Raw genomic sequence first — 25,560 nt, 5'->3', positions numbered from 1 at the left:
GGGAATGCGCAGGCCGCGCCTGACGCATTCCCCGGCAACCGCACGAACTGTGCGGTGCATACCGGAACCGATCCGGTGCGCTCCGTACCGTGGGCACTTCCGCTGGCAGCCGCCAGCCTCTGCCCAGGTATGACCATGACGAAAGAACGGATGTTTCGTGCGGCAGTACTGACCCTGGTGCTTGCCGCTGGCAGCGCCTTCGCGCAGGCGCCTTTGACACCGCAGCGCGCTGACGTACAGGCGATCACCGAAAGCAGCGCGCGCGAGGTTGCCGCGTTGCTGGCCCAGCCGGGGTTTGCCGCCAGTGCGCGCGCTGCCCTGCAGTCGGGGCCGGAGCAGGGAGTCGCCCTGCAGCAGGTGATGGCCCGCTTCGATCCGCAGGCACGCACCCGCGCCAGCACGCTGCTGGCCACGCAGGACCAGCAGGTGCGCCAGCGCAAGGGTCTGGCCCAGCAGGGGACGGGGCTGCTGCAGCTGCGGGCGTTCGTGCCTGCAGGTGCCTCGCTGGCTGCGGTCGCGCCGGAGCGGTTGTGGGTGGCCAGCCTGCCACGCGGCAACGACCGCGACTGGACCACGCTGACCGCGTACGACGCACAGGGCCGCGCGCACCTGCTCGATGCCCGGCAGGCGCCGGACGTGCCCGTGCTGATCGTGGACGTGGATACCCGCCGTGCAGTGAAGGAAGGCATGGCTCTGGTCAACGCGGGCCTGCGCGCGCGCGGGCTGCAGTCACCCGAACGCATCACCCTGTCGGCCGACGGTGCCAGCGCCTCGCTGGACATCACCCGCCTGGACCGTATTCGTCTGAATGACGACCAGGAGCCGTGGGCGCTGGGCGCGGCCGAAGTGTTCGCGGTCGTGTCAGGCCTGCAGGTCGACGCCACCGAACCGGAAATGATGACGGTGGACATGCCGTGGCTGGACCATGACCAGACAGACTACACGCCCCAGCAGCCGTTGGTGATCTGGGGCAACTACCGCTTCAACGCGGCCAACGTGCAGCTGTTTGAAGACGATGGCGATACCAACTACCAGGAGCTGCTGGTCGCCCTGGCCACCGGGGTGAAGACGGCGCTGGGCGCGTTCGCTCCCGAGTACGCGGTGATTGCCGATATCGCCGGGGCGATCCTCAAGGCCATGCCGACCTCGTGGTTTGCCAACGATATCGATTACCTGGACAGCTTCTACCTGCTGCAGCGCGGGCAGGGCTACACCGACCGCATGGGCGCGGCGAACAACGCCAAGGTCACCCTCACGCCCATCACCCTGGTGGACTAGGCCAGCAGGGCTTGCAGCCCTGCACCCGCTGTAGAGTCGAGCCATGCTCGACTGAAGCAACAGCAACAGCGGGCATTCCGCGGGATGGGGGGGGTGGGGCCGGTTACAGGAGACGCCGTGAATCCGTCCATGGAGGCTCGGTCGCGCGGCTGTAGGTGGGTGCCGACCGTTGGTCGGCACTTCTGTCAGATATCGACAAACAAAATGGGGTCAGATCCGTTCCCTTCGGGAAACGGATCTGACCCCGCGTGTGTCCCGCCGTCACCGGCAATCTGTCGAAGGTGGGGCGGTGTCGGATTGCGGGGTGTCCGCCGCATGGATGCGGCGGCCAAGCCTACACGGACGTACTTGCGGCGTCCCCGCAATCCGACACCGCCCCGCCAAACAAACAGAAACCCAGAGCCGACGCTCTTGCAGTCGCAGTGGCAGTTGCTCTGGCTTCTGCGGGCGCCGGGCTGCAAGCCCGGCACCCATACAGCACCTCAGCAGCAGCGCCCGCCGTTGCGGCCGCCGTATCGCGCTTCCTGTCGCTCGCGGAAGAACGTCTTGTAGTCCATCGGCTCCTGATCCGGATGCTTTTCCAGCATGTGCCGGACGTAGTTGTCGTAATCAGGAATGCCACAGCACAGCCGCGCGGTCTGCACCAGGCGCCGCCAGATGCGGCGGTGCGCCTGGTACTGGCCTACCGGAACCAGTTGGGTACTCATTACAGATCCACCATTTCGTGCGGCTTCAGCGCCACGTACGGGGTCTCGCGGTCGGTCCGCTGCGGGTTGCGACGGGCGGCCAGGATGGTCTTGATCGCATACACCAGCACCGAGGCCACCACCAGCAGGAACAGCGCGGTCAGGCCGGTGTTGACGTAGGCATTGACCACGATCTGCTGCATCTGCGCCACGGTCTTGGCCGGTGCGGTGATGGTGTCACTGGCAATGGCGGCCTGGTACTTGTGCGCCTGTGCCAGGAAACCCTGCGCCGGGTTGCTGTCGAAGATCTTGATGAAGCCCGCATACGTGGTGCAGATCAGCAGCCACACGGCCGGCACGGCGGTCACCCACGCGTAGCGGTCACGCTTCATCTTGAACAGCACCACCGTGCCCAGCATCAGCGCGATACCGGCCAGCATCTGGTTGGAAATGCCGAACAGCGGCCACAGCGTCTGGATGCCACCGAACGGATCGACCACGCCGGTGTACAGCAGGTAGCCCCACAGCGCCACGCAGCCGGCCGTGCCGATGATGTTGGCCGTCCACGATTCGGTCTTCTTCAGGGCCGGCACGAAGTTGCCCAGCAGGTCCTGCAGCATGAAGCGGCCGGCACGGGTACCGGCATCCACGGCGGTCAGGATGAACAGCGCTTCGAACAGGATCGCGAAGTGGTACCAGAACGCCATCATGGCGTCGCTGCTGCTGGGAATGGCCTCGTGCAGGATCTGCGCGATGCCCACCGCCAGCGTGGGCGCACCACCGGCGCGGTGCAGGATGGTCGGTTCACCGATCGCCGCCGCCGTGGCATTCAACTGTTCCGGGGTGATGGTGAAGCCCCAGGTGTTGGTGATGTAGTGCGCGGCCGAAACGGCGTCGGCACCGATCACCGCTGCAGGGCTGTTCATGGCGAAGTAGATGCCCGGATCGATGATCGAGGCTGCCACCAGCGCCATCACCGCCACGAACGATTCCATCAGCATGCCGCCGTAGCCGATGTAGCGCATGTGCGCTTCATTGGCCAGCAGCTTGGGCGTGGTGCCCGAGGAAATCAGCGCATGGAAACCGGACACCGCGCCGCAGGCGATGGTGATGAACAGGAACGGGAACATGCCGCCCTTCCACACCGGGCCGTCACCGCTGGCGGCGAACTGGGTCAGTGCCGGCATCTTCAGTTCCGGCATCACCACCACGATACCGATGGCCAGGGCGATGATCGTGCCGATCTTCAGGAAGGTCGACAGGTAATCGCGCGGGGCCAGCAGCAGCCACACCGGCAGCACCGATGCGACGAAGCCATAGCCGATCAGCATCCAGGTGATCTGGGTACCGGTGAAGGTGAAGGCCGGGCCCCAGACCGGGTCGGCCGCCACCTTGCCGCCGAACCAGATCGCGGCCAGCAGCAGGATCAGGCCCACCACGGAAATCTCACCGATCTTGCCCGGCCGGATGTAGCGCATGTACACGCCCATCAGGATCGCGATGGGCATCGTGGCGATCACCGTGAACATGCCCCACGGGCTTTCCGCCAGCGCCTTCACCACCACCATGGCCAGCACCGCCAGGATGATGATCATGATCAGGAAGGCTCCGAACAGGGCGATGGTGCCGGGCACCTGGCCCATTTCCTCGCGCACCAGGTCACCCAGCGAGCGGCCGTTGCGGCGGCTGGACAGGAACAGGACCATGAAGTCCTGCACTGCGCCGGCCAGCACCACGCCCACCACCAGCCACAGCAGGCCGGGCAGGTAGCCCATCTGCGCGGCCAGCACCGGGCCCACCAGCGGGCCGGCGCCGGCAATGGCGGCGAAGTGGTGGCCGAACAGCACGTGTTTGTTGGTCGGTACGTAGTCCAGACCGTCGTTGTTGATCACCGCCGGGGTGGCCCGGGTCGGATCGAGCTGCATCACCTTGTTGGCGATGAACAGGCTGTAGTAGCGATAGGCGACCAGATACAGCGATACCGCGGCCACCACGATCCACAGTGCGTTGATGTGTTCGCCGCGGCGCAGGGCGACGGTGCCCAGACAGAACGCGCCGAGCAGGGCCAGTGCGGCCCAGCCCAGTTTGGAAAACCCTTTCATGAGGTGCTCTCTCCCGGAAAGACAGTGAAAGAGTCCCGCGTGCCCTTGGCAGGGTCAATGTCCACGGGAGCCTTCTTCGGTAGTACTTTGGTCGAACACAACGCAGGCGATGCCGCGCGGCGGACATGACGCGCGGCAAACACCAGCAATGGAACAATCGGTTGCGGCGCCATCCATTGGCCTGCCGCGCTGCAGCGTCCATCTTCATGGGCATCCATCCCACAGGAGTTGCCATGAGTCTTCCCGAGCCGATGCGCGTGCTGCGCACGATCCGTGGCATGCCCACGTCCGACGGCGCCGGCGTGCGCCTGACCCGGGTCATCGGTGGCCCCTCGCTGCCGGATCTGGACCCCTTCCTGCTGTTGGATGAATTCGGCACCGACCGCGCCGAGGACTACATCGCCGGCTTCCCGGAGCACCCGCACCGGGGCTTCGAGACCGTCACCTACATGCTGGACGGGCGCATGCGGCACCGCGACAACCACGGCAACGAAGGCCTGCTGACCCCGGGCAGCGTGCAGTGGATGACCGCCGGCCGCGGCCTGGTGCATTCGGAGATGCCCGAGCAGGAAAGCGGGCAGATGCGTGGCTTCCAGCTGTGGGTGAACCTGCCGGCGCGGGACAAGATGACCGAGCCGAAGTACCAGGAGTTCGCGCCCGAGCGCATTCCGGTGGTACAGCCGGCCGACGGCGTGCAGGTGAAGGTGATCGCCGGTACGGTCGATGGCACCGCAGGGCCGATCGCGCAGCCGGCCACCGATCCGGTCTATCTGGATATCACCCTGGCGCCTGATCGCGCCTGGACGTACACGCTGCCGGAAGGCCACAACGCCTTCGCCTACGTGTTCGAAGGTGCGCTGACCGTGGGCGAGCAGGATGCGGCGCGCGATGTGGCGCGGCAGGAACTGGCCGTGCTGGGCGGTGGCGAGCAGCTGCACGTGTCGGCCGGCGCCGAGGGCGCGCGGTTGATCCTGGTGGCGGGCCGTCCGCTGCGCGAGCCGGTCATGCGCCACGGGCCGTTCGTGATGAACACCCGGCAGGAACTGATGCAGGCCTTCGTCGATTTCCAGGAAGGCCGCTTCTGAGCGGTAGCGCCGGGCCCCGCCCGGCGTTTTTTCCCGCGCTGCCCACGCAACGCCGTTCGCCGGGCAGGGCCCGGCGCTGGCGATGGGTCGGGCGGGACGGCGGGGAGGCTGCCAGGCAGTCATCCCCGCGTTCATTCAGCGGCCGTCGGCCACGGCAGTGGGGTTCAGGCTCATGCCCTGCGCCAGCTGCTGCAGGCTGCCCATTTCCTGGGTGCTGCCCGGGTACAGGGCGATCTGCGCGTAGCGGCCCTTGTCCAGCTTGACCACGCTGATGCGGCGCTCGGCATAGCCGGGCGGCTGCTGGCCGCCCAGGTCGGGCTTGTACCAGTACATCGATTCACCGCCGAAGCTGCCCTTTTCCTCGCGCAGCGAGCGGCTGAGCGGAATGTTGGGATCGCGTTGGCTCAGCATCAGGCTCAGCACTTCGCGGCCGTCGGCGGTGCTGGCGCGGCAGATCAGGAAATCGCTCTGCACCTGCTGCTGCCATTGCAGGCCACTGCTGGCTGGCAGCGTAGGACAGTCAACCGGCGCCTGTGCGGCGGCGTTGGCCGCGGCAAACAACAGGCTCGACAACAGAACAGGCACGAACTTCATGCATTCCCCCAAGGTGGTGTGGCCTAGAGTCCCCGCCGATGGCACCGGCGGCGCGGGCATCCCATCCCCGGATGCCGACGTTCCCGGCACGTGCACGGGAGGTCAAGCCGACCTTAACGGAACGTGAGCGATCGCACAAATTGCGGTTGCAGATGTAACCATCACTGGCCTTGGCGCCGAGCTCGCTCGACTGCCGTCAATACTGCGGCAACGGAATGAATTCCTTGTCGTCACCCGGGATCGTGCCGAAGCGACCGGCTTCCCAATCGTGCTTGGCCTGTTCGATGCGTTCCTTGGAACTGGACACGAAGTTCCACCACAGGTGGCGCGGCCCATCCAGCGGTTCGCCGCCGAACAGCATGGCCTTCACCGGCGTCTTTGCGCGCAGGCGGCCGATGGCGCCGGCTTCGGGGATGACCAGGTGCTGGGCGGGAATGTCCACGCCATCCAGCTGGGCCTGGCCTTCCAGGATGTACAGCGCTCGTTCGCGGTGGCCATTGTCGATGTCGATCTCGGCATCGGGGTCCAGGTCGATGGCCACGTTCAGGGTATCGGCGAAGACCTTCACCGGCGATTCCTCGCCGTAGGCGCGGCCGGCGATCACCCGCAGCCAGACGCCGTTGCGGCGCTGCTCGGGCAGGGTGGCCGCAGCGTGGTGGTAGAACGCCGGTTCGATTTCCTCATGCGACTTCGGCAGCGCCACCCAGGTCTGCATGCCATGGATCGGGTTGTCGTGGCCGCGATCCGGCGGCGGCGTGCGCTCGGAATGGGCGATGCCGCGGCCGGCGGTCATCCAGTTCACATCGCCGGGGCGGATCACCTGGTCCGAGCCCAGCGTATCGCGGTGGCCGATGGCGCCGGACCACAGGTAGGTCACCGTGGCCAGTCCGATATGCGGGTGCGGGCGCACGTCGATGGCGGTGCCGGGGTGCATGATGGCCGGGCCCATCTGGTCGACGAACACGAACGAACCGATGCTGCGGGCCTGCAGCGTGGGCACGGCGCGGCGCACTTCCAGGCCGCCGATGTCGTGCACGCGCGGGGCGATGATGGTGGTCATGCGGGCGTTCTCGCTGGCAGGAATCAAGGGTGCCAGCATGGCACGCCGTGGTGACGGCGACATGCCCCATGCGGGTAACAGCCTGTTCCGTAGCGTCGAGCTTGCTCGACGGGGTTCCCGCCAACGGCGCAGCCCCTCGTGGCTGGGCGGGGTGCGCGCATTCCGTGGGTGGCCGGGCGGGTGGGTTGCGCAGGGGACGCTGCAAGTACGTCCATGTAAGCTCGGTCGCCGCATCCATGCGGCTCACGCCCCTGCGCAACCCACCCGCCCGGCCCCTGACGGTTTCCCGGGGCGTCCAGCCACGGAAAAGAAAAAAGAAAATCAAAATCAAACGCCGGTCGCTTCGCTCCTGGTGGCCACCAGGTTAGCCACCCACCAGTTCGTAGTGATCCCAAATGAAGTGGCTGTTTACCCACCGTCACCGGGAAACTGTCAGGGGTGGGGCGGTGTGGGCTGGCAGGACCGCAGGCGCCATGGGCCCGAGGCATGCCTCGGGCGGGTTGGGCAGGACGCCCAACCCCGGTCTTGCCGTGTGCGCAGGATTGCGCACACGAGCAAGGCGCCTACGAGCCCCCATGGTGAAGTGACCCCCGGGAGTTGGACACCTAATCCGACCCCGAGGTTTGCATGAATAGATATGAGGTTTGTTTCAAATTGCAGGTCGCCGAAGAGGCCTGTAACACCTCCACATCGGTCAAGGCCGTTGTCCGGTACTACAACGAGAATCGTATCCGCTTGAAACTAAAGGGCTTGAGCCCCGTACAGTACCGGGAGCAGGCCGCGCTGGCCGCCTGATCCCCCACCTGTCCAACTTCAGGGGGTCACTTCATGGACGGGTTTACGGCGTGTCCTGCCAGCGCACACCGCCCCGCCCAGCAAACAGAAAAGCCAGAGCCGGCTGTTGCTGTTGCCTCTGCGGGTGCCGGGCCGCAGGCCCGGCCTACCAACTCACACCACCGGTTCGCGCAGGGCGGGGTTGTCCCAGCCCGGGCGCGGGGCGAAGCGGTCGCCGTGGCGCTGCTGCAGCGCCTTCAGCCGCTCGACGATCGCATCGGCACCCACCGCGCGGATGTGCTGGATCGGGCCGCCACGGAACGGGGCGAAACCGGTGCCGAAGATCACACCCGCATCCAGCAGGTCCGCATCGGCCACCACGCCTTCGTGCAGGCAGGCTACCGCCTCGTTCAACAGCGGCAGGATCAGGCGGTCTTCCAGATCGGTCGGGGCCTGGTAGTTGCTGGCCACGTCCGGCTTCTTCGGCTTGCCGTTTTCCCAGGTGTAGATGCCCTGGCCGTCCTTCTTGCCGCGCTTGTCCGGTTCTACCGTCTGCAGCGCCGCCGGAATCTGCAGGCCCAGGAACGGGGCCAGTTCACGGCCCACGCCGGCAGCCACGTCCAGGCCCACGGTATCGATCAGCTCGATCGGCCCCATCGGCATGCCGAACTTCACCGCGGCCTTGTCGATCACCGGGCCCGGAATGCCTTCGGCATAGGCGGTGGCCGCTTCCAGCATGTACGGGAACAGCACGCGGTTGACCAGGAAGCCCGGGCTGCCGGCCACCGGCACCGGGAACTTGCCCAGCGCCTTGCAGAACGCGGCCAGGCGGCGCTCGGTTTCCGCTGCCATGCCGTCGTGGTGGATGATTTCCACCAGCGGCATCTGCGCCACCGGGTTGAAGTAGTGCAGGCCGGCAAACTGCGCCGGGCGCTGGATGTGGTCGCGCAGCTCCACCAGCGGAATCGACGAGGTGTTGGTGGTCAGCAGGGCGTCCAGCTTCATCTTCGGTTCCAGCGTCTGGTACAGCGCACGCTTGGCCTCGGGGTTCTCGATGATGGCCTCGATCACCAGATCGGCTTCGGCCACGCCGTTGCCCTCCAGGTCGGCACGCAGTCGCGCGGCCACCGCCGGGCGCTTGCTCTCGTCGCGCACCTTCTTGGCAAACAGCGCCTGCGCGCGCTCCATGGCCGGGTCGATGAAGCGCTGCTCGCGGTCCTGCAGGGTCACCTCGAAGCCCTTGTAGGCGGCCCAGGCAGCAATGTCGCCGCCCATCACGCCGGCGCCGACCACGTGCACGTGGCGGATGCCGGAATCACCGCTGCCCAGGCCCTTCAGGCGCTCGGTCAGGAAGAAGATGCGGATCAGGTTGCGCGCGGTCGGCGTGCTGGCCAGCTTCACCACCGCGCGGCGCTCGGCATCCAGGCGTGCCTGGATCGGCTTGCCGCCGCTGCGCTGCCAGGTGCTGATCAGTGCGTACGGCGCCGGGTACTGGTCCTTCTTCGCCTTGCGCGCCACCTGCTTGACCATCTGCGGTGCCAGCAGCGTGCGCGCCAACCAGGTATTGGTCGCCCATGCGGTCGCGCGCTGCTTGAACGGCCGGGTAGTGCCGGACAGGGCCAGCGCCACGGCGGTATCGAGCACCACGGCCGGTGCCACCACCTTGTCGACCAGGCCGATGCCACGCGCTGCCGAGGCCGACAGGGTGCGCCCGGTCAGCATCAGGTCCATCGCCGCCGGCGCACCCACCAGGTGCGGCAGTCGCGCGCTGCCGCCCCAGCCCGGGAAGATGCCCAGCTGGGTTTCCGGCAGACCGATGCGGGTGCTGCTGTCATTGGAGGCCACACGGTAGCGGCAGGCCAGCGCCAGTTCGGTACCGCCGCCCAGGCAGTGGCCATGGATGGCCGCCACGGTGGGGCAGGGCAGCTCGGCCAGCTTCTGGTAGGTGGACTGGCCGCGGCGGATGGCATCGTTCACGGTGCCGCGGCGGTCGAACTCCTGGAACTCCTTCAGGTCGGCACCGGCAATGAAGCCGGCCTTCTTCGCCGACTGGATCACCACGCCCTTGGGCGGGTCCAGGGCGATGCGTTCGAGCAGGTCGCCCAGTTCCAGCAGCACGTCCTGCGACATCGCGTTGACGCTGGTGTCCTGACGATCCAGGGTAAGGACCACCACGCCGTCTTCACGGATTTCGGGGTGCCAGTGGCTGAAGCGGAGCCCATCGAAGCCTGAGAGCATGGACGTTCCATCCGGTTGTGTATGGAGAAGCGGCTATGATCCAGAGGTTGTTTCCCCCGCGTCAAATCCCAATAGGAGGGGTAGGCGACCCCGGATCCATGGCCGTGGAACCGGACGCTAGCGGAACGGTGGTTAAAAGCTGGTGCGGCGCCGGGTGATCGGCGACTGAACTTTTCCCGGGATTGGCAGTCTCATTGCCCGACGTCGGTTGGGCTGACAGGAGTGCGGCCCCTCATGGCCGAGGTTGAAACACCACAGGAGCTGGATCTGGAACTGGTCCGGCGCGTGCAGCACGGCGAGAGCGCCGCGTTCGATGTCCTGGTGCGCAAGTACCAGCATCGCGTGGTGGCCCTTGTCGGTCGCTACATCGCCGACTGGAGCGAATGTCAGGACGTGGCCCAGGACACTTTCATGCGCGCCTATCGCGCCATTGGAAGCTTCCGCGGCGACGCCCAGTTCTCAACCTGGTTGCATCGGATCGCCGTGAACACTGCCAAAAACTACCTGGCTTCACACAATCGACGCCCGCCCACCGATGACATCGACATCGGTGATGCCGAGCAGTTCGACAGCGGCACCCGTCTGCGCGACACCGACACGCCCGAACGCGAGTTGATGCGCCAGGAACTGGAACAGACGGTGATGAAGGCCGTCAACGCGCTGCCGGAAGAACTCCGGTCGGCGATCACCCTGCGCGAGGTGGAAGGCCTGAGCTACGAGGAAATCGCGCAGAAGATGGGGTGCCCGATCGGCACCGTGCGTTCGCGGATCTTCCGGGCGCGCGAGGCGATCGACACTGAACTCCGGCCGCTGCTGGACATCGGCAGCGCCACCCGCGAGAAGAGCCGCGTATGACCAGTAACCCGTTGAACGAATCGCAGAACCATCAATCCCCGGCCGGGCAACGCCTGGACCAGCGCCACCGCGAACAGCTGTCGGCCCTGGTCGATGGCGAGCTGGGCGCCGACGAGGCGCGCTTCCTGCTGCGCCGCATGGAACATGATCCGGAACTGGCCGGCTGCCAGGAACGCTGGCAGCTGCTGGGCGATGTGATGCGTGGCCAGGCCTCGCTGCTGGCCCCGGCCGGTTTCAGTGAACGCGTGGCCGCGGCGATTGCCGCCGAACCCGCGCCGGTGGCTGAACCGCGCCGGCAGGTGCGTCGCACTGGCTGGCGTGCCTGGGGCGGCGGTGCCGCACTGGCAGCCTCGGTGGCGGCCGTGGCCCTGTTCATGGGCGGCGAAAAGCTGCAGACCCCCGCACCCGGCGAAGCGCCGGCCCCGCAGGTGGTGGCCAGCCAGGCCGAACTGGCGCCGGCTGCCGCGCCGGTAACCGAAGCGTCGGTGGACAGCGCCGCGATGGCCGTGGCCGCTGTGCCGGCGGTGGCCATGGCCGCCAGCCGCCGCCAGGATGCCCGCCGCGCCAGTGCCACCCGCAGCCAGCAGGCCGCGCGCGTGGCCCAGCGTGACGAGGCGCCGCAGCGCGCCGTTGCCACGGCTGCGGTGCCGCTGGCGCCGTCGGTGCCCGCCGCCAACACGCGCCATCTGCCCTTCGGCGATGTCGGCAGCCTGCAGGCACGGCCCTGGCCGAAGTCCAGCCTGGCCCCGGCCGGCGGCAGCGCCCTCAACGCCAGCCTCCCGGCCGCGTCCGCTGGCGCCGCGTTCTATCCCTTCGAGCCGCGCCTGCAGGACGATCTGCCGACGCCGCCCCGCCCGCGCGACTGACCTGGAGCGCGCCGGTCCACGCCCCGCCGCCGGCGGGGCGCCTCTCCCTTTTTCCATCCGATCCGGAGGTTGCCGTCCGATGACTGCCCGATTCCGTACCCATGCCATGGGCCTGCTGGTGATGACCCTGCCGTTGATGGCCTGCGCGCAGGCGCCGTCACCGGCCGCCCCGGCGCAGCCGGCCGCAGCGGCCGCCGCCCCTCGCGCACCGGCGCAGCCGCTGGTCAGTGGCCTGCCTGATTTCACCAACCTGGTCGAACAGGTCGGCCCGGGCGTGGTCAACGTCGATACCACCATCGTGCGCCAGAACCGCCAGGCGCGCGGCGGCATGGGCCCCGGCGACGACGAGATGCCCGAATTCTTCCGCCGCTTCTTCGGCCCCGACTTCCCGATGCCGGGGCAGGGTGGGGGCGACAGCGGGCCCAGCATCAAGGGCCGTGGAATGGGCTCGGGCTTCATCATCTCGCCCGACGGCTATGTGCTGACCAACTACCACGTGGTGGCCGATGCCAGCGATGTGAAGGTCAAGCTGGGTGACAGCCGCGAGTTCACCGCCAAGGTGGTCGGCAGCGACCAGCAGTACGACGTGGCCCTGCTGAAGATCGAAGGCAAGAACCTGCCGACCGTGCGTCTGGGCGATTCCAATACCCTGAAGCCGGGCCAGTGGGTGGTCGCGATCGGTTCGCCGTTCGGCCTGGACCACTCGGTCACCGCGGGCATCGTCAGCGCGCTCGGCCGCAGCACCGGTGGCCCGGACCAGCGCTACGTGCCCTTCATCCAGACCGACGTGGCGATCAACCAGGGCAATTCCGGTGGCCCGCTGCTGAACACTCGCGGTGAAGTAGTCGGCATCAATTCGCAGATCTTCTCCGCCTCGGGCGGCTACATGGGCATCAGCTTCGCGATCCCGATCGACCTGGCGATGAGCGCGGTCGAGCAGATCAAGAAGAGTGGCAAGGTCACCCGTGGCCAGCTGGGTGCGGTGGTCGAGCAGGTCGATTCGCTCAAGGCGCAGGGCCTGGGCCTGCCCGACAGCCGTGGCGCCCTGGTCAACCAGATCGTGCCGGGCAGCGCCGCGGCCAAGGCCGGTGTGCAACTGGGTGACGTGATCCGCTCGGTCAATGGCCGCGCGGTCAACACCTGGTCCGATCTGCCGCCGCTGATCGGTGCCATGGCGCCGGGCAGCAAGGTGACCCTGGTGGTCTACCGCGACGGCAAGCCGCGTGAGCTCAGCGCCACCCTGACCGCGCTGACCGAAGACGGCCAGGCCGACGGCCGTGGTACGTCCACCGCCGACGCGGATGCGCCCCCGCAGACCGGTGCCAACGCCCTGCTGGGCCTGGACGTGACCGAGCTGACCGCCCCGCAGCGCAAGCAGCTCGGCCTGGATGCGGGCGAGGGCGTGCGCATTACCGGGGTCAAGGGTGAAAGTGCCCGCGATGCCGGCCTGGCGCCGGGCATGGTCATCCTGCGTGTCGGCAATACCCCGGTGGGTCGTGTCGACGCGCTCAACCGCGCGCTGTCCGGCTACAAGAAGGGCGACGTGGTCCTGCTGCTGGTGCGTGCCAACAGCGGCAACAGCGCCTTCGTGGCGGTCAAGGCCGGCCAGTAAGGCCTTCACGGCCTCCCCTGGCGGCCCTGGCATTCCCCCGAAGCCCCGCTCTGGCGGGGCTTCGGCCATTTCCAGCCGCCCCGCGAGCGCGCCCAAGCGGGCTGGCCCCGGGCATGCGATAATCCACCGTTACCCTGACGACGCCGCGCGCCGCCGCCACCTATGTCTTCTGATTCGATGCGGAACATCCGCAACTTCTCCATCATTGCCCACGTCGACCACGGCAAGTCCACGCTGGCCGATCGCATCATCCAGCTCTGTGGCGGCCTGCAGGCCCGCGAGATGGAAGCGCAGGTGCTCGACTCCAACCCGATCGAGCGCGAGCGTGGCATCACCATCAAGGCCCAGTCGGTGTCGCTGCCGTACCTGGCCAAGGATGGGCAGACCTACCACCTGAACTTCATCGACACCCCCGGCCACGTCGACTTCTCCTATGAAGTCAGCCGTTCGCTGGCCGCTTGCGAAGGCGCGCTGCTGGTGGTCGATGCCGCCCAGGGCGTGGAAGCGCAGTCGGTGGCCAACTGCTACACCGCCGTCGAGCAGGGCCTGGAAGTGGTGCCGGTCATCAACAAGATCGACCTGCCCACCGCCGATATCGAACGCGCCAAGGCCGAGATCGAGGCCGTGATCGGCATCGACGCCGCCGACGCCGTGCCGGTCAGTGCCAAGACCGGCCTGAACGTGCAGGACGTGCTGGAAGCCATCGTGCACCGCATTCCGGCACCGCAGCCGCGCGACACCGACAAGCTGCAGGCGCTGATCATCGATTCCTGGTTCGACAACTACCTGGGCGTGGTCTCGCTGGTGCGCGTCATGCAGGGCCAGATCAAGGCCGGCGACAAGCTGCAGGTCATGTCCACCGGCCGTACCCACCAGGTCGACAACGTCGGCGTCTTCACGCCGAAGCGGAAAGTGCTGCCGGCGCTGCGTGCCGGTGAAGTGGGCTGGGTCACCGCCAGCATCAAGGACGTGCACGGCGCACCGGTGGGCGACACCCTCACCCTGGCCGCCGATCCGGCGCCCAAGCCGCTGCCGGGCTTCCAGGAAATGCAGCCGCGCGTGTTCGCCGGCCTGTTCCCGGTCGATGCCGAGGACTACCCGGACCTGCGCGAAGCGCTGGACAAGCTGCGCCTGAACGACGCCGCGCTGCGCTTCGAGCCGGAAAGTTCCGAAGCCATGGGCTTCGGTTTCCGCTGCGGCTTCCTGGGCATGCTGCACATGGAAATCGTGCAGGAGCGCCTGGAGCGCGAATACAACCTGGACCTGATCAGCACCGCGCCGACGGTGGTCTACGAGGTCCTGAAGACCGACGGCACCATCATCAACATGGACAACCCGGCCAAGCTGCCGCCGGTGAACCATGTGGAAGAGATCCGCGAGCCGATCATCCGCGCCAACGTGCTCACGCCCGAGGAGTACATCGGCAACATCATCAAACTGTGCGAAGAAAAGCGCGGCAGCCAGATCGGCATCAACTACCTGGGCAGCCAGGTGCAGATCAGCTACGAGCTGCCGATGGCCGAAGTGGTGCTGGACTTCTTCGACAAGCTGAAGTCGGTCAGCCGTGGCTATGCCTCGCTGGACTACCACTTCGTGCGCTTCGATGCCGGCCCGTTCGTGCGCGTGGACGTGCTGATCAACGGTGACAAGGTCGACGCCCTGTCGCTGATCGTGCACCGCAGCCATGCCGACCGCCGCGGCCGCGAGCTGTGCGAGAAGATGAAGGACCTGATCCCGCGCCAGCAGTTCGACGTGGCCATCCAGGCCGCCGTCGGCTCGCAGATCATCGCCCGCACCACGGTCAAGGCCATGCGCAAGAACGTGCTGGCCAAGTGCTATGGTGGCGACGTTTCGCGCAAGAAGAAGCTTCTGGAAAAGCAGAAGGAAGGCAAGAAGCGCATGAAGCAGGTCGGCCGCGTGGAAATTCCGCAGGAAGCCTTCCTGGCCGTGCTGCAGATGGACAACAAGTAAGCCCGCAGCGGCCCTTCGGGGCCGTTCGTCCGGTGACGTTGCAAAGGACCCTGAATGAAACTGTTTGAGATCCTCCTGGTCGTACTGACCCTGGCCTCGGGCCTGATCCTGCTTGCCGAAAAGCTGTACTTCGCCAAGCGCCGTGCCCAGCGCGCCGGCCTGCTCGACACCGAGCCGGTGCTGGTGGATTACTCTCGCGCCTTCTTCCCGGTGCTGGCCATCGTGCTGGTGGTGCGCAGTTTCATTGCCGAGCCGTACAAGATTCCGTCCAGCTCGATGATGCCCAACCTGCTGATCGGCGATTTCATCCTGGTCAACAAGTTCTCCTACGGCCTGCGCCTGCCGATCAGCAACACCAAGTTCGTGCCGGTGGGCGAGCCCTCGCGCGGCGACGTGGTGGTGTTCCACTTCCCCGGCCACAGCGACAACGACCCGGCCAAGGGCGAGAACTTCATCAAGCGCGTGATCGGCGTGCCGGGCGATACGGTGTCCTTCGACGGCGACAGCGTCACCCTCAACGGCGAAGCGCTGAAGTATGACAACAAGGGCATCTACGCCGGCCACCGTGGCCAGGGCGAAGGCGCCAACCTGCTGGTCGAGCACCTGCCGGGCCGGACCCATACCGTGCTGGAGACCGATTTCCCGCGCGGCCAGGGCCAGTGGACCGTGCCGGCTGGTAAATATCTGGTGATGGGCGACAATCGCGACAACAGCGACGACGGCCGGTTCTGGGGCCTGCTGCCGGAAGAAAACCTGCGCGGCAAGGCCTTCCTGATCTGGCTGAACTGCTCGGGCTGGTTCTGCAAGGACGGCTTCGAACCGTCGCGTATCGGTTCGGGCATCAACTGAAACTGACTTCACATCCATTCGCGTATCTGGGGAGAAACGCCATGAAGACGATGAACACGCAGCGCGGCATGACTTTGACCTCGTTCCTGGTCGTACTGGCCGTGGTCGGGTTCTTCCTGTACATCGGCATGAAGCTGTTCCCGATGTACCAGGAGTACTACTCGGTGCGTTCGGCCATGAAGAGCCTGGCGGCCGAGCCCAACGTGGGCACCATGGCGCCGGCGCAGATCCAGGACCTGTTCTTCAAGCGGCTGTACATCAACTACTCGGACAACGTGAAGCCGGCCAACGTCAAGTTCGCCCGACGCGATGGCGGCTGGACCCTTACCGTCAACTACGAAGTGCGCCGCCCGCTGGTCGGCAACCTGGACGTGGTTGGCAAGTTTGAATCGACCCAGGACCTGACCCGTAGCGGTGCCGAATAAACCTTTCCAACGTGGTGACCTGATCGGTCACAGCTTCCGCGATCCGGCCCTGCTGAAGCAGGCGCTGACCCATCGCAGTGCCGGTGCGCCGCATAACGAGCGCCTGGAATTCCTGGGCGACAGCATCGTCAACCAGATGGTGGCCGAGGCCCTGTACCACCGCTGGCCCAAGGCCGACGAGGGCGCGCTGACCCGCGCCCGCGCCGCGCTGGTGCGGGAAGAGGCGCTGGCGGTGATCGCGCGCACCCTGCAGCTGGGCGAGCGCCTGATCCTGGGCGCCGGCGAAATGAAGTCCGGCGGGCACCGCCGCGACTCGATCCTGGCCGACGCCGTGGAAGCGGTGGTGGCCGCGATCTACCTGGATGGGGGCTTCGAGGCCTGCCGCACGGTGGTGCTGCCCTGGTTCAGTGCCTCCATGGAGGCGCTGCCGGCCACCGGGCGCCCGGAAAAGGACCCCAAGACCCGCCTGCAGGAATGGCTGCAGGCCCGACAGAAGGCGTTGCCGCAGTACGAACTGGTGTCAGAATCCGGTGACGACCACGCCAAGCACTTCCGGGTACGCTGCAACGTAGCCGACCCCGCCGCCAGCATCGAGGGCGAAGGCTCCTCGCGGCGGATTGCCGAACAACAGGCGGCTGCGGCCGTCCTTGAACAACTGGATTCCAAGTGAGCGAACAGATTCCCCATCATTGCGGCAGTGTGGCCGTCATCGGCCGCCCGAACGTGGGCAAGTCGACCCTGACCAACGCGCTGGTCGGCGCCAAGGTCAGCATCGTCTCCAACCGCCCGCAGACCACGCGCCATCGCCTGCTGGGCATCGCCACCTATCCCGAAGGCCAGCTGGTGCTGGTCGACACCCCGGGGCTGCACAAGGTGCAGAAGCGGGCGATGAACCGGGTGATGAACCGCGCTGCCCGCGGCTCGCTGGAAGGCGTGGACGCCGGCCTGCTGGTGATCGAAGCCGGTCGCTGGGACGAAGAGGACAGCCTGGCCTTCAACGTGCTGCGCGACGCCGGCGTGCCGGTGGTGCTGGTGGTCAACAAGATCGACCGCCTGAAGGACAAGGGCGCGCTGCTGCCGTTCCTGCAGGAAGTCACCAACGGCCGCGATTTCGCCGCCGTGCATCCCATTTCCGCGCAGAAGCGCAACGGCCTGGAAGCGCTGGTGCGCGACGTGCTGAAGCTGCTGCCGGAAGCCCCGCCGATGTTCGGGGAGGATGAGATCACCGACCGCAGCCAGCGTTTCCTGGCCGGCGAACTGGTACGCGAGCAGCTGATGCGCCAGCTTGGCGAAGAACTGCCGTACGCCACCACGGTGGAAATCGAGCGCTTCACCGAAGACGGCAACCTGCTGCGCATCGGCGCGGTCATCTGGGTCGAGCGCGAGGGCCAGAAGGCCATCGTGATCGGCAAGGGCGGCGCCCGCCTGAAGGAGATCGGGGCCAAGTCGCGCCTGCAGATGGAGCGTCTGTTCGGGGCCAAGGTGTTCCTGGAAACCTGGGTGCGCGTGCGTGAAGGCTGGTCCGACGACGAGGCCGCACTGAAGGCCTTCGGCTACGAATAAGCCGTTGCGGTCGCTTCGATGCTGATCGAGGACGACACCGGGTTCGTGCTGCACGCACGGGCCTACCGCGAGACCAGCCTGCTGGTGGAGGTGCTGAGCGCGCAGCATGGCCGTATCGGCGTGCTGGCGCGCGGGGTCTCCACCGCGAAAGGGCAGGTGCTGCGCGCCGCCCTGCAGCCCCTGCAATGGATCCGCTTCAGCGCGCAGCAGCGCGGTGAGCTGGCGCAGTTGCGCGGTGCCGAGGCCCTGGATGCAGCGCCGCGGCTGGTGGGGCAGGCCATGCTGGCCGGTTTCTACCTGAGTGAACTGACCCTGCGCCTGGCCCCGCGCCAGGACCCGCTGCCTGATCTCTATCTGGCCTACGGCGAAGCGCGCGCGCGACTGGCGGTGGGCGCCGGCCTGGCCTGGACCCTGCGCCGTTTCGAGCGCGAGCTGCTGGCGGCACTGGGCCTGGGCTTCGATCTGGAAACGGCCAGCGACGGCCAGCCGATTGATCCGGCGGCGCGTTATGCGCTGGACCCGCAGGAGGGTCCGCAGCGGCTGTTGAGCGTGCGTGACGGCGAGCGCAGTGCCGCGGCCACCGGTTCGGCGCTGCTGGCGCTGGGCGCCGACGAAGAACCCGATGCGGCCGACCTGGCCAGCCTGCGGCTGCCGATGCGGCGGGTGCTGGCCCATCACCTGGGCGCACGCGGCCTGAAATCCTGGGAGCTGCTGGAGCAGCTGTCCCCCCGCCGCTGAGCGGTTTGTCGGCAGGGCTTGCAGCCCTGCACCTGCTACCGTCAACGTCAAAAGCTGGCTATCCGTGGAATGGCGGGGTGGGTCCGGTTGAGGGGGACGCTGCAAGTACGTCCCTGTAAGCTCGGTCGCCGCATCCATGCGGCTCACGCCCCCTCAACCGGACCTACCCCGCCTTCGACAGTTTTCCGCGATCTGTCGGAACGGCATATTGGCCTGGTAGGTGTCGACCTTGGTCGACACAGTAGATCCACGCCATGCGTGGATGCTTTTCGAACGCGCTTCGAAATTTCTGATTCCGATTGAGATTCATCCACGCATGGCGTGGATCTACTGGCCGCCGGGACCCCGTGACAGTCCCCGCGATCTGTCGGCACCGCATCTTGCTCTGGTAGGTGTCGACCTTGGTCGACACGGTAGATCCACGCCATGCGTGGATGCTTTGCGAACGCACTTCGAAACTTTCGATTCCGATTGAGATTCATCCACGCATGGCGTGGATCTACTGGCCGCTGGGAACCGGTGACAGTCCCGCGCGATCTGTCGGAACCGCATCTTGCTCTGGTAGGTGTCGACCTTGGTCGACACGCTCTGTCAGATACCGAATTGTTTCTGGGGTCGGAGCCCGTTGCGCAGCAACGGGATCCGACCCCGTGCCGTTCCGACAGATCGCGGAAAACTGTCGAAGGCGGGGCGGTGTGGGTGGGCAGGACCGCAGGCGCCATGGATGGCGCCTACGAGCCTACAGGGACGTACTTGCGGCGTGTCCTGGCCACCCACACCGCCCCGCCATCCCACGGATAGCCCGCTGTTGCTTCGGCCGTTGACGTTGATTCGGCAGGTGCAGGGCTGCAAGCCCTGCCGCCCCCCACGCCCTCAGTGCAGCAGGGAAGCCACGGCGGCGCGGAAGCCCGCCTGGGCCTGCCCGGAGTCGGGCGCGTGGTGCAGCTGGCGCACGGCACGGCCCAGCCGGGCCGCCCCCACGAAGCCACAACTGGCCTGTAGCCGATGCAGCTGGCTGCGCAGCTGGCGCTCGTCGTGCTGGTCCACCGCCTGTTCGACCGCATCGCGGACCCCCGGCAGCTCGGCCAGGAACAGCTCACGCAGGGCAATCAGGTGGTTGCGTTGGCCGTTCAGTGCCGCCAGGGCCGCCGTCTCATCCCAGTCTTCCACGGCCAGCTCAACCGCGGCCGGCGGCAGCGGCGCAGCGCCCGGGCTGTTCACCAGCGCCCGGCGCACTGCCTTCAGCAGTTGATCACGGCCCAGCGGCTTCACCAGGGTGTCGCTGAAGCCTGCTTCACGCAGGCTGGCATGAATGGAGGCATCGCCGTCGGCGGTATGGGCCAATGCCGGGGTGTCCGGATGCGACTGGCGCAGCGCCTGCAACAGCTGGGCGCCATTGCCGTCGGGCAGGTTCACGTCGATCAGCCACAGGTCATGCGTGCCCGGCTCGCCACGGGCAAGCGCGCTGGCAAGTGAGTCAGCAGTGTCCACATCGGCTGGTAACGTTTCCAACGCCGCTTTGAAAAAACCGCGGCTGATAATGTCGTCCTCGACAAGCAGGAAGCGGGGCCGGCTGGTCCGCGGGGTCATCTGCATAGGGCTGCCTCCATGTCAGCTGTGGACAATCATCATGCACGGCGGCGGCGTGTGCAAGCGGCCATCGGCCCGCCCGGCCAGGATCTGCGACAATGTGCGCCCTTTTTTGCCCGCAGCCTGTCGCCACGTGGCCCGATCCCGTTCCCGCATCGACCGTACCCCGTTCCAGACCGAAATCCTCGACCTCAGCCATGACGGTCGTGGCGTCGCCCGCCGTGAAGGCGAAGGCGGCAAGGTCACCTTCATCAGCGGCGCCCTGCCGGGCGAAGTGGTGATGGCCGAACAGACCGCCCGCAGCCGCCACTTCGACGAGGCGCGCACGGTGGAAGTGCTGCAGGCCTCGCCGCAGCGCGTCACCCCCAAGTGCCCGCACTTCGGCACCTGTGCCGGCTGCGTGCTGCAGCACCTGGACGAAAGCCAGCAGATCGTGGCCAAGCAGCGCGTGCTGATGGACAACCTGGAGCGCATCGGCCACGTCACCCCGGGCACCGTGCTGCCGCCGCTGGTCGGGGACAGCTGGGGCTACCGCCGCAAGGGCCGCTTCTCGGTCCGCCGGGTGGAAAAGAAGGACAAGACCCTGGTCGGTTTCCGCGAACAGGATCCGCGTTTCGTGGCCGACCTGAGCCAGTGCCTGACCGTGATCCCGGAAATCGGCACCAAGGTCCAGGACCTGTCCACCTTCATTGAAGGCCTGGATGGCAAGCGCGACATTCCGCAGATCGAGTTCATCGGCGGCGACAATGCCATTGCCCTGACCGTGCGCCACCTGCAGCCGCTCAGCGATGCCGACCGCGCCGCCTGGGCCGCGTTCGGCCAGCAGCACGGGTTTGCCATCTACCTGCAGCCGGGCGGCCTGGACACCGTGCACCCGCTGGACGGGCAGGGCGTGCCGCTGTCGTTCCGGCTGGCGCCGTGGGACGTGGAACTGGCCTTCCGCCCGCTGGATTTCATCCAGGTCAACGCCAAGCTGAACGAGGCGATGATCGCCCGTGCGCTGGAATTGCTGGAGCCGGGCTCCGATGAGCGCGTGCTCGACCTGTTCTGCGGCCTGGGCAATTTCACCCTGCCGCTGGCACGCAAGGTGCGCGAAGTGGTGGGCGTGGAAGGCGATGCCGGCCTGGTCGCGCGCGCCCGCGAAAACGCCGAGCGCAACGGCCTGGCCAACGCACAGTTCTTCAGCGCCGACCTGACCCAGGACCAGCGCGCCACCCCGTGGATGCGCCAGGGCTTCGACAAGCTGCTGCTGGACCCGCCGCGCTCGGGCGCGATCGAAGTGCTGCAGCAGCTGCCGCTGAAGCAGTTCAAGCGCATCGTCTACGTCAGCTGCCACCCCGGTTCGCTGGCGCGCGATGCCGGCTACCTGGTCAACGAACAGGGCTTCACCCTGGTCAGTGCCGGTGCCATGGACATGTTCCCGCACACCGCGCACGTGGAAAGCATCGCGGTCTTCGAAAAGCGCTGACGCCGCGCGGGCACCGGGGTGACCCTGGTGCCCGCCGCCACACGTGGCGTCGCGTCGGCTATCGGGGCGCCGGCGCGCTGCGCCACTGGCCATCCTCGCGGATGAACGCCAGCGTTTCGGTGCCTTGCTCATCGCCCACCTGGGCGGTGACCGCGCATTCGAAGACGGCGCGCTCGTCGGGCACTTCGCAGTCGGCAACCTCCAGCACCTGCGCGTCGCGCACGGCCAGCATGAAGCGCGCGCGCTCCTCGGCATCGCTCTCACGCGCCGCCACGGTCGCCAGATGCGCGCGCAGCAGCGGTTGTACTTCCTCGCGACTGGGCGCGGGCGTCGGCAGGCGGCGCGGATCGGGCAGGGTCCACTGGCCATCCACCCAGGCCAGGTGCAGCAGGCGCGCACCCGATTTCATGCCGGCGCTGCCCACCACGATGCACGTGGCAGTGTCCGGGGTGCTGCCCACCGCGCAGCTGCTCAGCGATTCCAGCGTGGGCCGGAACGCCATCGCGACCAGGCTGCTGCTGTCACTGCGCGGGCGCGCGGCGATCTGTTCGGCAATCGCCAGATCCATCGCGTCCTGCGCCTGCTGCAGGGTGGGCAGGGCAGGGGCCTGGGCCAGGCATGCGCCCGCGGGCAGCAGCAGGGCCAGCGCCAGCGGGCGCAGCGTGGAAAGGGAAAGGGACAGTGTCATGGTTCAGCGATCCTTGCAGGGCGGCGCAGTGTAGTGCGGCGGGCGCGCGCCGGGTAGGCAGGTCGCTGCTGGCGGCCGCATACTTCGCCCATGGGCATTGAAATCGAACGCAAGTTTCTGGTGACCGGCGACGGTTGGCGTACCGCCGCGCATCGGGTCATTCCGATGGCGCAGGGCTATATCAACGACATGGGCGCACTGGATCGCGGCACCCAGAACGCCTCGGTGCGCGTGCGCATCGAAGGCGAACAGGCTGCGCTGAACCTGAAGTCGCGCACCCTGGGGCACACCCGCCAGGAGTTCGATTACCCCATTCCCGTGGACGATGCCCGCGACCTGCTGGCGCTGTGCGTGGGCGGGTTGATCGACAAGCGCCGCCATCTGGTCGAACACGCAGGGCTGACCTGGGAAGTGGACGAGTTCCTGGGCGACAACGCCGGCCTGGTGGTGGCCGAGGTGGAACTGGACAGCGCCGACCAGGCCATCGACCTGCCGGACTGGGTGGGCGCGGAAGTGACCGACGACGCGCGCTATTACAACGTCGCGCTGGCCAGTCATCCCTATTCACAGTGGTGAGGCGCTGATCGGCCGGTAGCGCCCCCTTTTGCCGCGGCGGGCGGCCCCCACCTTGGGGGTATGAGAATCGACATCTATTCCGACGTGGTCTGCCCCTGGTGCTGGATCGGCAAGCATCGTTTCCAGCAGGGCGTGCAGTTGCTGGGCGCCGATGCGCCCGCCCTGGATATCCATTGGCAGCCGTTCCAGCTGGACCCGGACGCTGATGCCACGCCGGTTCCGCTGCGCCAGGCCTATGCGCGCAAGTTCGGCGGGGCCGAGCGCACCGAACAGATCCTGGGCCAGACCCAGTCCACCGCGCAGGCCGAGGGCCTGCCGATGGACTTCGGCCAGGGCCAGGTGCGGGTGACCACGCTGCCTGCGCACCGCCTGCTGTGGCTGGCCGGCGAACACGGCGTGCAGGACGCGGTGGGCGAAGCGCTGTTCCGCGCCCACTTCGAGCATGGCCAGAACCTGGCCGACCCGGCCGTGCTGGTGAAGGCCGGTGCGGCCGGCGGGCTGGCCGCCGCCGAGATCGAACAGATGCTGGCGTCCGACCGCGGCCTGGCCCAGGTGCAGGCCAAGCTGGCCGACGCACAGGCGCTGGGCATTTCCTCGGTGCCCACCTTCGTGATCGACGGGCGCTGGGCGATTTCCGGCGCGCAGCCGCCGGAAGCCTTCGCCCAGGCGCTGCGCCAGATTGCCGCCGAGCAGGGTGCACCGTCGGCCGCCGCTGCCGACGAGGCCTGTGGCCCGGACGGCTGCGCCGTGTAGTAGGCGCGGGGTCAGAGCCCCTGCGGGGATCCGACCCCTGTGCCAGAGCCCCTGCGGGGATCCGACCCAGGGGTCGGATCCCCGCAGGGGCTCTGACCCCGTTCCCGTGTTCAGCCGAACACTGCGTCCATCGGCCGGTTCTGCGACAATGCGGCACTGCGCCATGCGGGCGCCTGTTGTGGAGATCGACCCATGCTGCTGATCGGCGTTGCCGGTACTGAACTGACCGCCCAGGAACGCGACTGGCTGCAGCACGATGCCGTGGCCGGGGTGGTGCTGTTCAAGCGCAACTTCGCCTCGCGCCAGCAGGTGACCGATCTGACCGCCGCCATCCGCGCCGCCGCACCGCGCCCGCAGTTGCTCTGCGTGGACCAGGAAGGCGGCCGCGTGCAGCGCTTCCGCGAAGGTTACAGCGAACTGCCGCCGCTGCAGGACATCGGCGCCCTGTACGCGCGCGATCCGCAGCAGGCGCTGGCGCTGGCCGAACAGCACGCCTGGCTGATGGCCAGTGAAGTGCGCGCCAGCGGCCTGGACCTCAGCTTCGCCCCGGTGGTGGATCTGGCCCGTGGCAACCGCGCCATCGGCAATCGCGCCTTCAGTGAAGACCCGCAGGTGGTCGCCGCTTTCACTGCCGCCTATGTGCGCGGCATGCATGCGGTGGGCATGGCCGCCACGCTCAAGCATTTCCCCGGCCACGGCACCGTGCTGGAAGATACCCACGTCGATACCGCCATCGACCCGCGCGCGCTGGACGAACTGCGCGCGCAGGACCTGGTGCCGTTCGGCGCCGGCATTGCCGCCGGTGCCGATGCGGTGATGATGGCCCACGTGATCTACCCGCAGGTGGCGCCCGAGCCGGCCGGCTATTCGCCGCGCTGGATCCAGGACATCCTGCGCGGTGAACTGGGCTTCCGCGGCGTGGTGTTCTCCGATGACATCGGCATGGCCGCTTCGCACAGCGCCGGTGGCGTGCCGGCGCGCGTGCATGCCCACCTCGATGCCGGCTGCGACGTGGTGCTGGTCTGCCACCCCGAGCTGGTCGATGAAGCCCTGCATGCCGTGCAGGGCCGTTCACTGAATACCGCCGCGCTGCTGGGCCTGCTTGGCCGCGGCGCACTTGGCTGGGACGGCCTGCTGGCCGATGCCCGCCATGGCACCACCCAATCCCATCTGCTGCAAACCCTTGGAAGAACCGTCTGATGCCGAACCTCACCATTTCCCAGGCCCTGGCCCAGGCTGACCTGCTGGTCGACCGCCCCACCATCGACAAGGCCATTGCCAGCATCGCCGACGCCATCGCGCGCGACTACAAGGGCGAGGTGCCGCTGTTCCTGTCCATCATGCACGGCGCACTGCCGTTCGCTGGCCAGCTGGCGCTGGAGCTGGGCGCGCGGGGCCAGGATGTGCAGTTCGATTACCTGCACGCCACCCGCTACCGGGGTGAAACCACCGGCGGCGACCTGGTCTGGAAGCACAAGCCGGCCACCTCGCTGTTCGGCCGCCGCGTGCTGCTGGTGGACGACATCCTGGACGAGGGCTACACCCTGCAGGGCGTGCGCACCTGGTGCCTGGAACAGGGCGCCACCGACGTGCGCATCGCCGCGATGACTGTGAAGAAGCACGATCGCGGCCTGCCGGACGTCACCGCCGATTACGCCGGCATCGAGCTGCCGGACCGTTACGTGTTCGGCTTCGGCATGGATGTGAACGAGACCCTGCGCTGCGTGCCGGCCATCTATGCCATGAAGGAGTGACGGCGCGGCCGTCCGCGGCCGGTCCCACCCTGTCG

Annotated in this window: 24 protein-coding genes; 17 read left to right on the top strand and 7 right to left on the bottom strand. The window is 67.5% G+C overall.

Annotated features, from left to right (window positions below):
* Window positions 1–135: 135 nt before the first annotated feature.
* Window positions 136–1,278 (top strand): DUF3103 family protein, encoded by a 1,143-nt coding sequence (locus tag C1931_RS14770; protein ID WP_159095507.1) that lies wholly within the window; start codon window positions 136–138, stop codon window positions 1,276–1,278.
* A gap of 482 nt (window positions 1,279–1,760) precedes the next feature.
* On the opposite strand, the gene C1931_RS14765 is transcribed toward C1931_RS14770, so the two are convergent.
* Together C1931_RS14765 and C1931_RS14760 are read right to left on the bottom strand one after the other, a co-directional pair.
* Complete coding sequence (locus C1931_RS14765) at window positions 1,761–1,985, bottom strand: CstA-like transporter-associated (seleno)protein (protein ID WP_049467479.1); 225 nt, start codon at window positions 1,983–1,985, stop codon at window positions 1,761–1,763.
* Window positions 1,985–4,066, bottom strand: coding sequence for a carbon starvation CstA family protein (locus C1931_RS14760; protein ID WP_108750721.1), 2,082 nt, complete (start codon window positions 4,064–4,066; stop codon window positions 1,985–1,987). Before C1931_RS14760 ends, C1931_RS14765 begins: the two co-directional genes overlap by 1 nt.
* A 233-nt stretch (window positions 4,067–4,299) precedes the next feature.
* Here C1931_RS14760 and C1931_RS14750 point away from each other — a divergent pair, with 233 nt between their 5' ends.
* On the top strand, window positions 4,300–5,151 hold the full coding sequence (locus C1931_RS14750; protein ID WP_108756874.1) for a pirin family protein: 852 nt from the start codon (window positions 4,300–4,302) through the stop codon (window positions 5,149–5,151).
* Window positions 5,152–5,286: 135 nt separating this feature from the next.
* On the opposite strand, the gene C1931_RS14745 is transcribed toward C1931_RS14750, so the two are convergent.
* Window positions 5,287–5,745 (bottom strand): hypothetical protein, encoded by a 459-nt coding sequence (locus tag C1931_RS14745; RefSeq protein ID WP_108753807.1) that lies wholly within the window; start codon window positions 5,743–5,745, stop codon window positions 5,287–5,289.
* A gap of 196 nt (window positions 5,746–5,941) precedes the next feature.
* Window positions 5,942–6,805, bottom strand: a complete 864-nt coding sequence (locus tag C1931_RS14740) for a pirin family protein (protein WP_108751630.1) — start codon at window positions 6,803–6,805, stop codon at window positions 5,942–5,944.
* Between the two features lie 627 nt (window positions 6,806–7,432).
* On the opposite strand from C1931_RS14740, the gene C1931_RS20610 reads away from it, so the two are divergent.
* Window positions 7,433–7,600: an IS3 family transposase gene (locus tag C1931_RS20610; protein ID WP_199913885.1), complete on the top strand. Its 168-nt coding sequence runs from the start codon at window positions 7,433–7,435 to the stop codon at window positions 7,598–7,600.
* Between the two features lie 153 nt (window positions 7,601–7,753).
* On the opposite strand, the gene C1931_RS14730 is transcribed toward C1931_RS20610, so the two are convergent.
* Complete coding sequence (locus tag C1931_RS14730) at window positions 7,754–9,817, bottom strand: 3-hydroxyacyl-CoA dehydrogenase NAD-binding domain-containing protein (RefSeq protein ID WP_108756873.1); 2,064 nt, start codon at window positions 9,815–9,817, stop codon at window positions 7,754–7,756.
* A gap of 234 nt (window positions 9,818–10,051) precedes the next feature.
* On the opposite strand from C1931_RS14730, the gene rpoE reads away from it, so the two are divergent.
* The 9 genes from rpoE (at window position 10,052) to recO (ending at window position 18,696) form a co-directional block, all read left to right on the top strand.
* Window positions 10,052–10,672, top strand: a complete 621-nt coding sequence (gene rpoE / locus C1931_RS14725; RefSeq protein WP_108750715.1) for an RNA polymerase sigma factor RpoE — start codon at window positions 10,052–10,054, stop codon at window positions 10,670–10,672.
* A complete protein-coding gene (locus C1931_RS14720; protein ID WP_108756872.1) occupies window positions 10,669–11,538 on the top strand; it encodes a sigma-E factor negative regulatory protein in 870 nt (289 codons plus the stop codon). Before rpoE ends, C1931_RS14720 begins: the two co-directional genes overlap by 4 nt.
* A 79-nt stretch (window positions 11,539–11,617) precedes the next feature.
* Window positions 11,618–13,150: a DegQ family serine endoprotease gene (locus C1931_RS14715; protein ID WP_108756871.1), complete on the top strand. Its 1,533-nt coding sequence runs from the start codon at window positions 11,618–11,620 to the stop codon at window positions 13,148–13,150.
* Window positions 13,151–13,327: 177 nt separating this feature from the next.
* Window positions 13,328–15,121 (top strand): translation elongation factor 4, encoded by a 1,794-nt coding sequence (lepA, locus tag C1931_RS14710; protein WP_164272953.1) that lies wholly within the window; start codon window positions 13,328–13,330, stop codon window positions 15,119–15,121.
* 54 nt (window positions 15,122–15,175) lie between these two features.
* Window positions 15,176–15,970, top strand: a complete 795-nt coding sequence (gene lepB / locus C1931_RS14705; RefSeq protein WP_108750711.1) for a signal peptidase I — start codon at window positions 15,176–15,178, stop codon at window positions 15,968–15,970.
* A gap of 41 nt (window positions 15,971–16,011) precedes the next feature.
* Window positions 16,012–16,395: a DUF4845 domain-containing protein gene (locus C1931_RS14700; protein ID WP_108750710.1), complete on the top strand. Its 384-nt coding sequence runs from the start codon at window positions 16,012–16,014 to the stop codon at window positions 16,393–16,395.
* Window positions 16,385–17,065, top strand: a complete 681-nt coding sequence (gene rnc / locus C1931_RS14695) for a ribonuclease III (protein ID WP_108750709.1) — start codon at window positions 16,385–16,387, stop codon at window positions 17,063–17,065. Before C1931_RS14700 ends, rnc begins: the two co-directional genes overlap by 11 nt.
* Window positions 17,062–17,958, top strand: coding sequence for a GTPase Era (gene era, locus C1931_RS14690; protein WP_108750708.1), 897 nt, complete (start codon window positions 17,062–17,064; stop codon window positions 17,956–17,958). The genes rnc and era overlap by 4 nt, the downstream gene beginning before the upstream one ends.
* Window positions 17,959–17,976: 18 nt before the next feature.
* Window positions 17,977–18,696, top strand: a complete 720-nt coding sequence (gene recO, locus C1931_RS14685; protein ID WP_108750707.1) for a DNA repair protein RecO — start codon at window positions 17,977–17,979, stop codon at window positions 18,694–18,696.
* Between the two features lie 873 nt (window positions 18,697–19,569).
* Here recO and C1931_RS14670 read toward each other — a convergent pair.
* Window positions 19,570–20,292, bottom strand: coding sequence for a response regulator (locus tag C1931_RS14670; protein ID WP_108753801.1), 723 nt, complete (start codon window positions 20,290–20,292; stop codon window positions 19,570–19,572).
* Window positions 20,293–20,419: 127 nt separating this feature from the next.
* Between C1931_RS14670 and rlmD the strand changes: the two genes are divergently transcribed.
* The gene (gene rlmD, locus C1931_RS14665) at window positions 20,420–21,754 is read left to right on the top strand and encodes a 23S rRNA (uracil(1939)-C(5))-methyltransferase RlmD (RefSeq protein ID WP_108756868.1); all 1,335 of its coding nucleotides are present in this window, start codon (window positions 20,420–20,422) and stop codon (window positions 21,752–21,754) included.
* 58 nt (window positions 21,755–21,812) lie between these two features.
* Here the strand turns inward: rlmD and C1931_RS14660 are convergent, their stop codons facing one another.
* A complete protein-coding gene (locus C1931_RS14660; RefSeq protein WP_108756867.1) occupies window positions 21,813–22,442 on the bottom strand; it encodes a hypothetical protein in 630 nt (209 codons plus the stop codon).
* A gap of 90 nt (window positions 22,443–22,532) precedes the next feature.
* On the opposite strand from C1931_RS14660, the gene C1931_RS14655 reads away from it, so the two are divergent.
* The 4 genes from C1931_RS14655 (at window position 22,533) to C1931_RS14640 (ending at window position 25,525) form a co-directional block, all read left to right on the top strand.
* Window positions 22,533–23,018 (top strand): CYTH domain-containing protein, encoded by a 486-nt coding sequence (locus C1931_RS14655; protein ID WP_108753798.1) that lies wholly within the window; start codon window positions 22,533–22,535, stop codon window positions 23,016–23,018.
* 60 nt (window positions 23,019–23,078) lie between these two features.
* Window positions 23,079–23,771 carry a DsbA family oxidoreductase gene (locus C1931_RS14650; protein ID WP_108756866.1) on the top strand — a complete coding sequence of 231 codons (693 nt, stop codon included), beginning with the start codon at window positions 23,079–23,081 and terminating at the stop codon, window positions 23,769–23,771.
* A 192-nt stretch (window positions 23,772–23,963) separates the two neighbouring features.
* Entirely contained in the window at window positions 23,964–24,971 is a 1,008-nt protein-coding gene (nagZ, locus tag C1931_RS14645; RefSeq protein ID WP_108750700.1) for a beta-N-acetylhexosaminidase, read from the top strand.
* A complete protein-coding gene (locus C1931_RS14640; protein WP_108756865.1) occupies window positions 24,971–25,525 on the top strand; it encodes a hypoxanthine-guanine phosphoribosyltransferase in 555 nt (184 codons plus the stop codon). Before nagZ ends, C1931_RS14640 begins: the two co-directional genes overlap by 1 nt.
* Window positions 25,526–25,560: the final 35 nt, after the last annotated feature.

It is taken from the genome of Stenotrophomonas sp. YAU14A_MKIMI4_1, from assembly GCF_003086855.1.
In the GTDB taxonomy this organism is placed as follows: domain Bacteria; phylum Pseudomonadota; class Gammaproteobacteria; order Xanthomonadales; family Xanthomonadaceae; genus Stenotrophomonas.
Note: the sequence above shows the minus strand (reverse complement) of the source record. Positions and strands in the feature narration are given on the sequence as shown.

Excerpts from the sequence above, each read along its gene's own strand:
- C1931_RS14770 (WP_159095507.1), top strand. The coding sequence starts at position 136 with ATGACGAAAGAACGGATGTTTCGTGCGGCAGTACTGACCCTGGTGCTT.
- C1931_RS14765 (WP_049467479.1), bottom strand. The coding sequence starts at position 1,985 with ATGAGTACCCAACTGGTTCCGGTAGGCCAGTACCAGGCGCACCGCCGC.
- C1931_RS14760 (WP_108750721.1), bottom strand. The coding sequence starts at position 4,066 with ATGAAAGGGTTTTCCAAACTGGGCTGGGCCGCACTGGCCCTGCTCGGC.
- C1931_RS14750 (WP_108756874.1), top strand. The coding sequence starts at position 4,300 with ATGAGTCTTCCCGAGCCGATGCGCGTGCTGCGCACGATCCGTGGCATG.
- C1931_RS14745 (WP_108753807.1), bottom strand. The coding sequence starts at position 5,745 with ATGAAGTTCGTGCCTGTTCTGTTGTCGAGCCTGTTGTTTGCCGCGGCC.
- C1931_RS14740 (WP_108751630.1), bottom strand. The coding sequence starts at position 6,805 with ATGACCACCATCATCGCCCCGCGCGTGCACGACATCGGCGGCCTGGAA.
- C1931_RS20610 (WP_199913885.1), top strand. The coding sequence starts at position 7,433 with ATGAATAGATATGAGGTTTGTTTCAAATTGCAGGTCGCCGAAGAGGCC.
- C1931_RS14730 (WP_108756873.1), bottom strand. The coding sequence starts at position 9,817 with ATGCTCTCAGGCTTCGATGGGCTCCGCTTCAGCCACTGGCACCCCGAA.
- rpoE (WP_108750715.1), top strand. The coding sequence starts at position 10,052 with ATGGCCGAGGTTGAAACACCACAGGAGCTGGATCTGGAACTGGTCCGG.
- C1931_RS14720 (WP_108756872.1), top strand. The coding sequence starts at position 10,669 with ATGACCAGTAACCCGTTGAACGAATCGCAGAACCATCAATCCCCGGCC.
- C1931_RS14715 (WP_108756871.1), top strand. The coding sequence starts at position 11,618 with ATGACTGCCCGATTCCGTACCCATGCCATGGGCCTGCTGGTGATGACC.
- lepA (WP_164272953.1), top strand. The coding sequence starts at position 13,328 with ATGCGGAACATCCGCAACTTCTCCATCATTGCCCACGTCGACCACGGC.
- lepB (WP_108750711.1), top strand. The coding sequence starts at position 15,176 with ATGAAACTGTTTGAGATCCTCCTGGTCGTACTGACCCTGGCCTCGGGC.
- C1931_RS14700 (WP_108750710.1), top strand. The coding sequence starts at position 16,012 with ATGAAGACGATGAACACGCAGCGCGGCATGACTTTGACCTCGTTCCTG.
- recO (WP_108750707.1), top strand. The coding sequence starts at position 17,977 with ATGCTGATCGAGGACGACACCGGGTTCGTGCTGCACGCACGGGCCTAC.
- C1931_RS14670 (WP_108753801.1), bottom strand. The coding sequence starts at position 20,292 with ATGCAGATGACCCCGCGGACCAGCCGGCCCCGCTTCCTGCTTGTCGAG.
- C1931_RS14660 (WP_108756867.1), bottom strand. The coding sequence starts at position 22,442 with ATGACACTGTCCCTTTCCCTTTCCACGCTGCGCCCGCTGGCGCTGGCC.
- C1931_RS14655 (WP_108753798.1), top strand. The coding sequence starts at position 22,533 with ATGGGCATTGAAATCGAACGCAAGTTTCTGGTGACCGGCGACGGTTGG.
- C1931_RS14650 (WP_108756866.1), top strand. The coding sequence starts at position 23,079 with ATGAGAATCGACATCTATTCCGACGTGGTCTGCCCCTGGTGCTGGATC.
- nagZ (WP_108750700.1), top strand. The coding sequence starts at position 23,964 with ATGCTGCTGATCGGCGTTGCCGGTACTGAACTGACCGCCCAGGAACGC.
- C1931_RS14640 (WP_108756865.1), top strand. The coding sequence starts at position 24,971 with ATGCCGAACCTCACCATTTCCCAGGCCCTGGCCCAGGCTGACCTGCTG.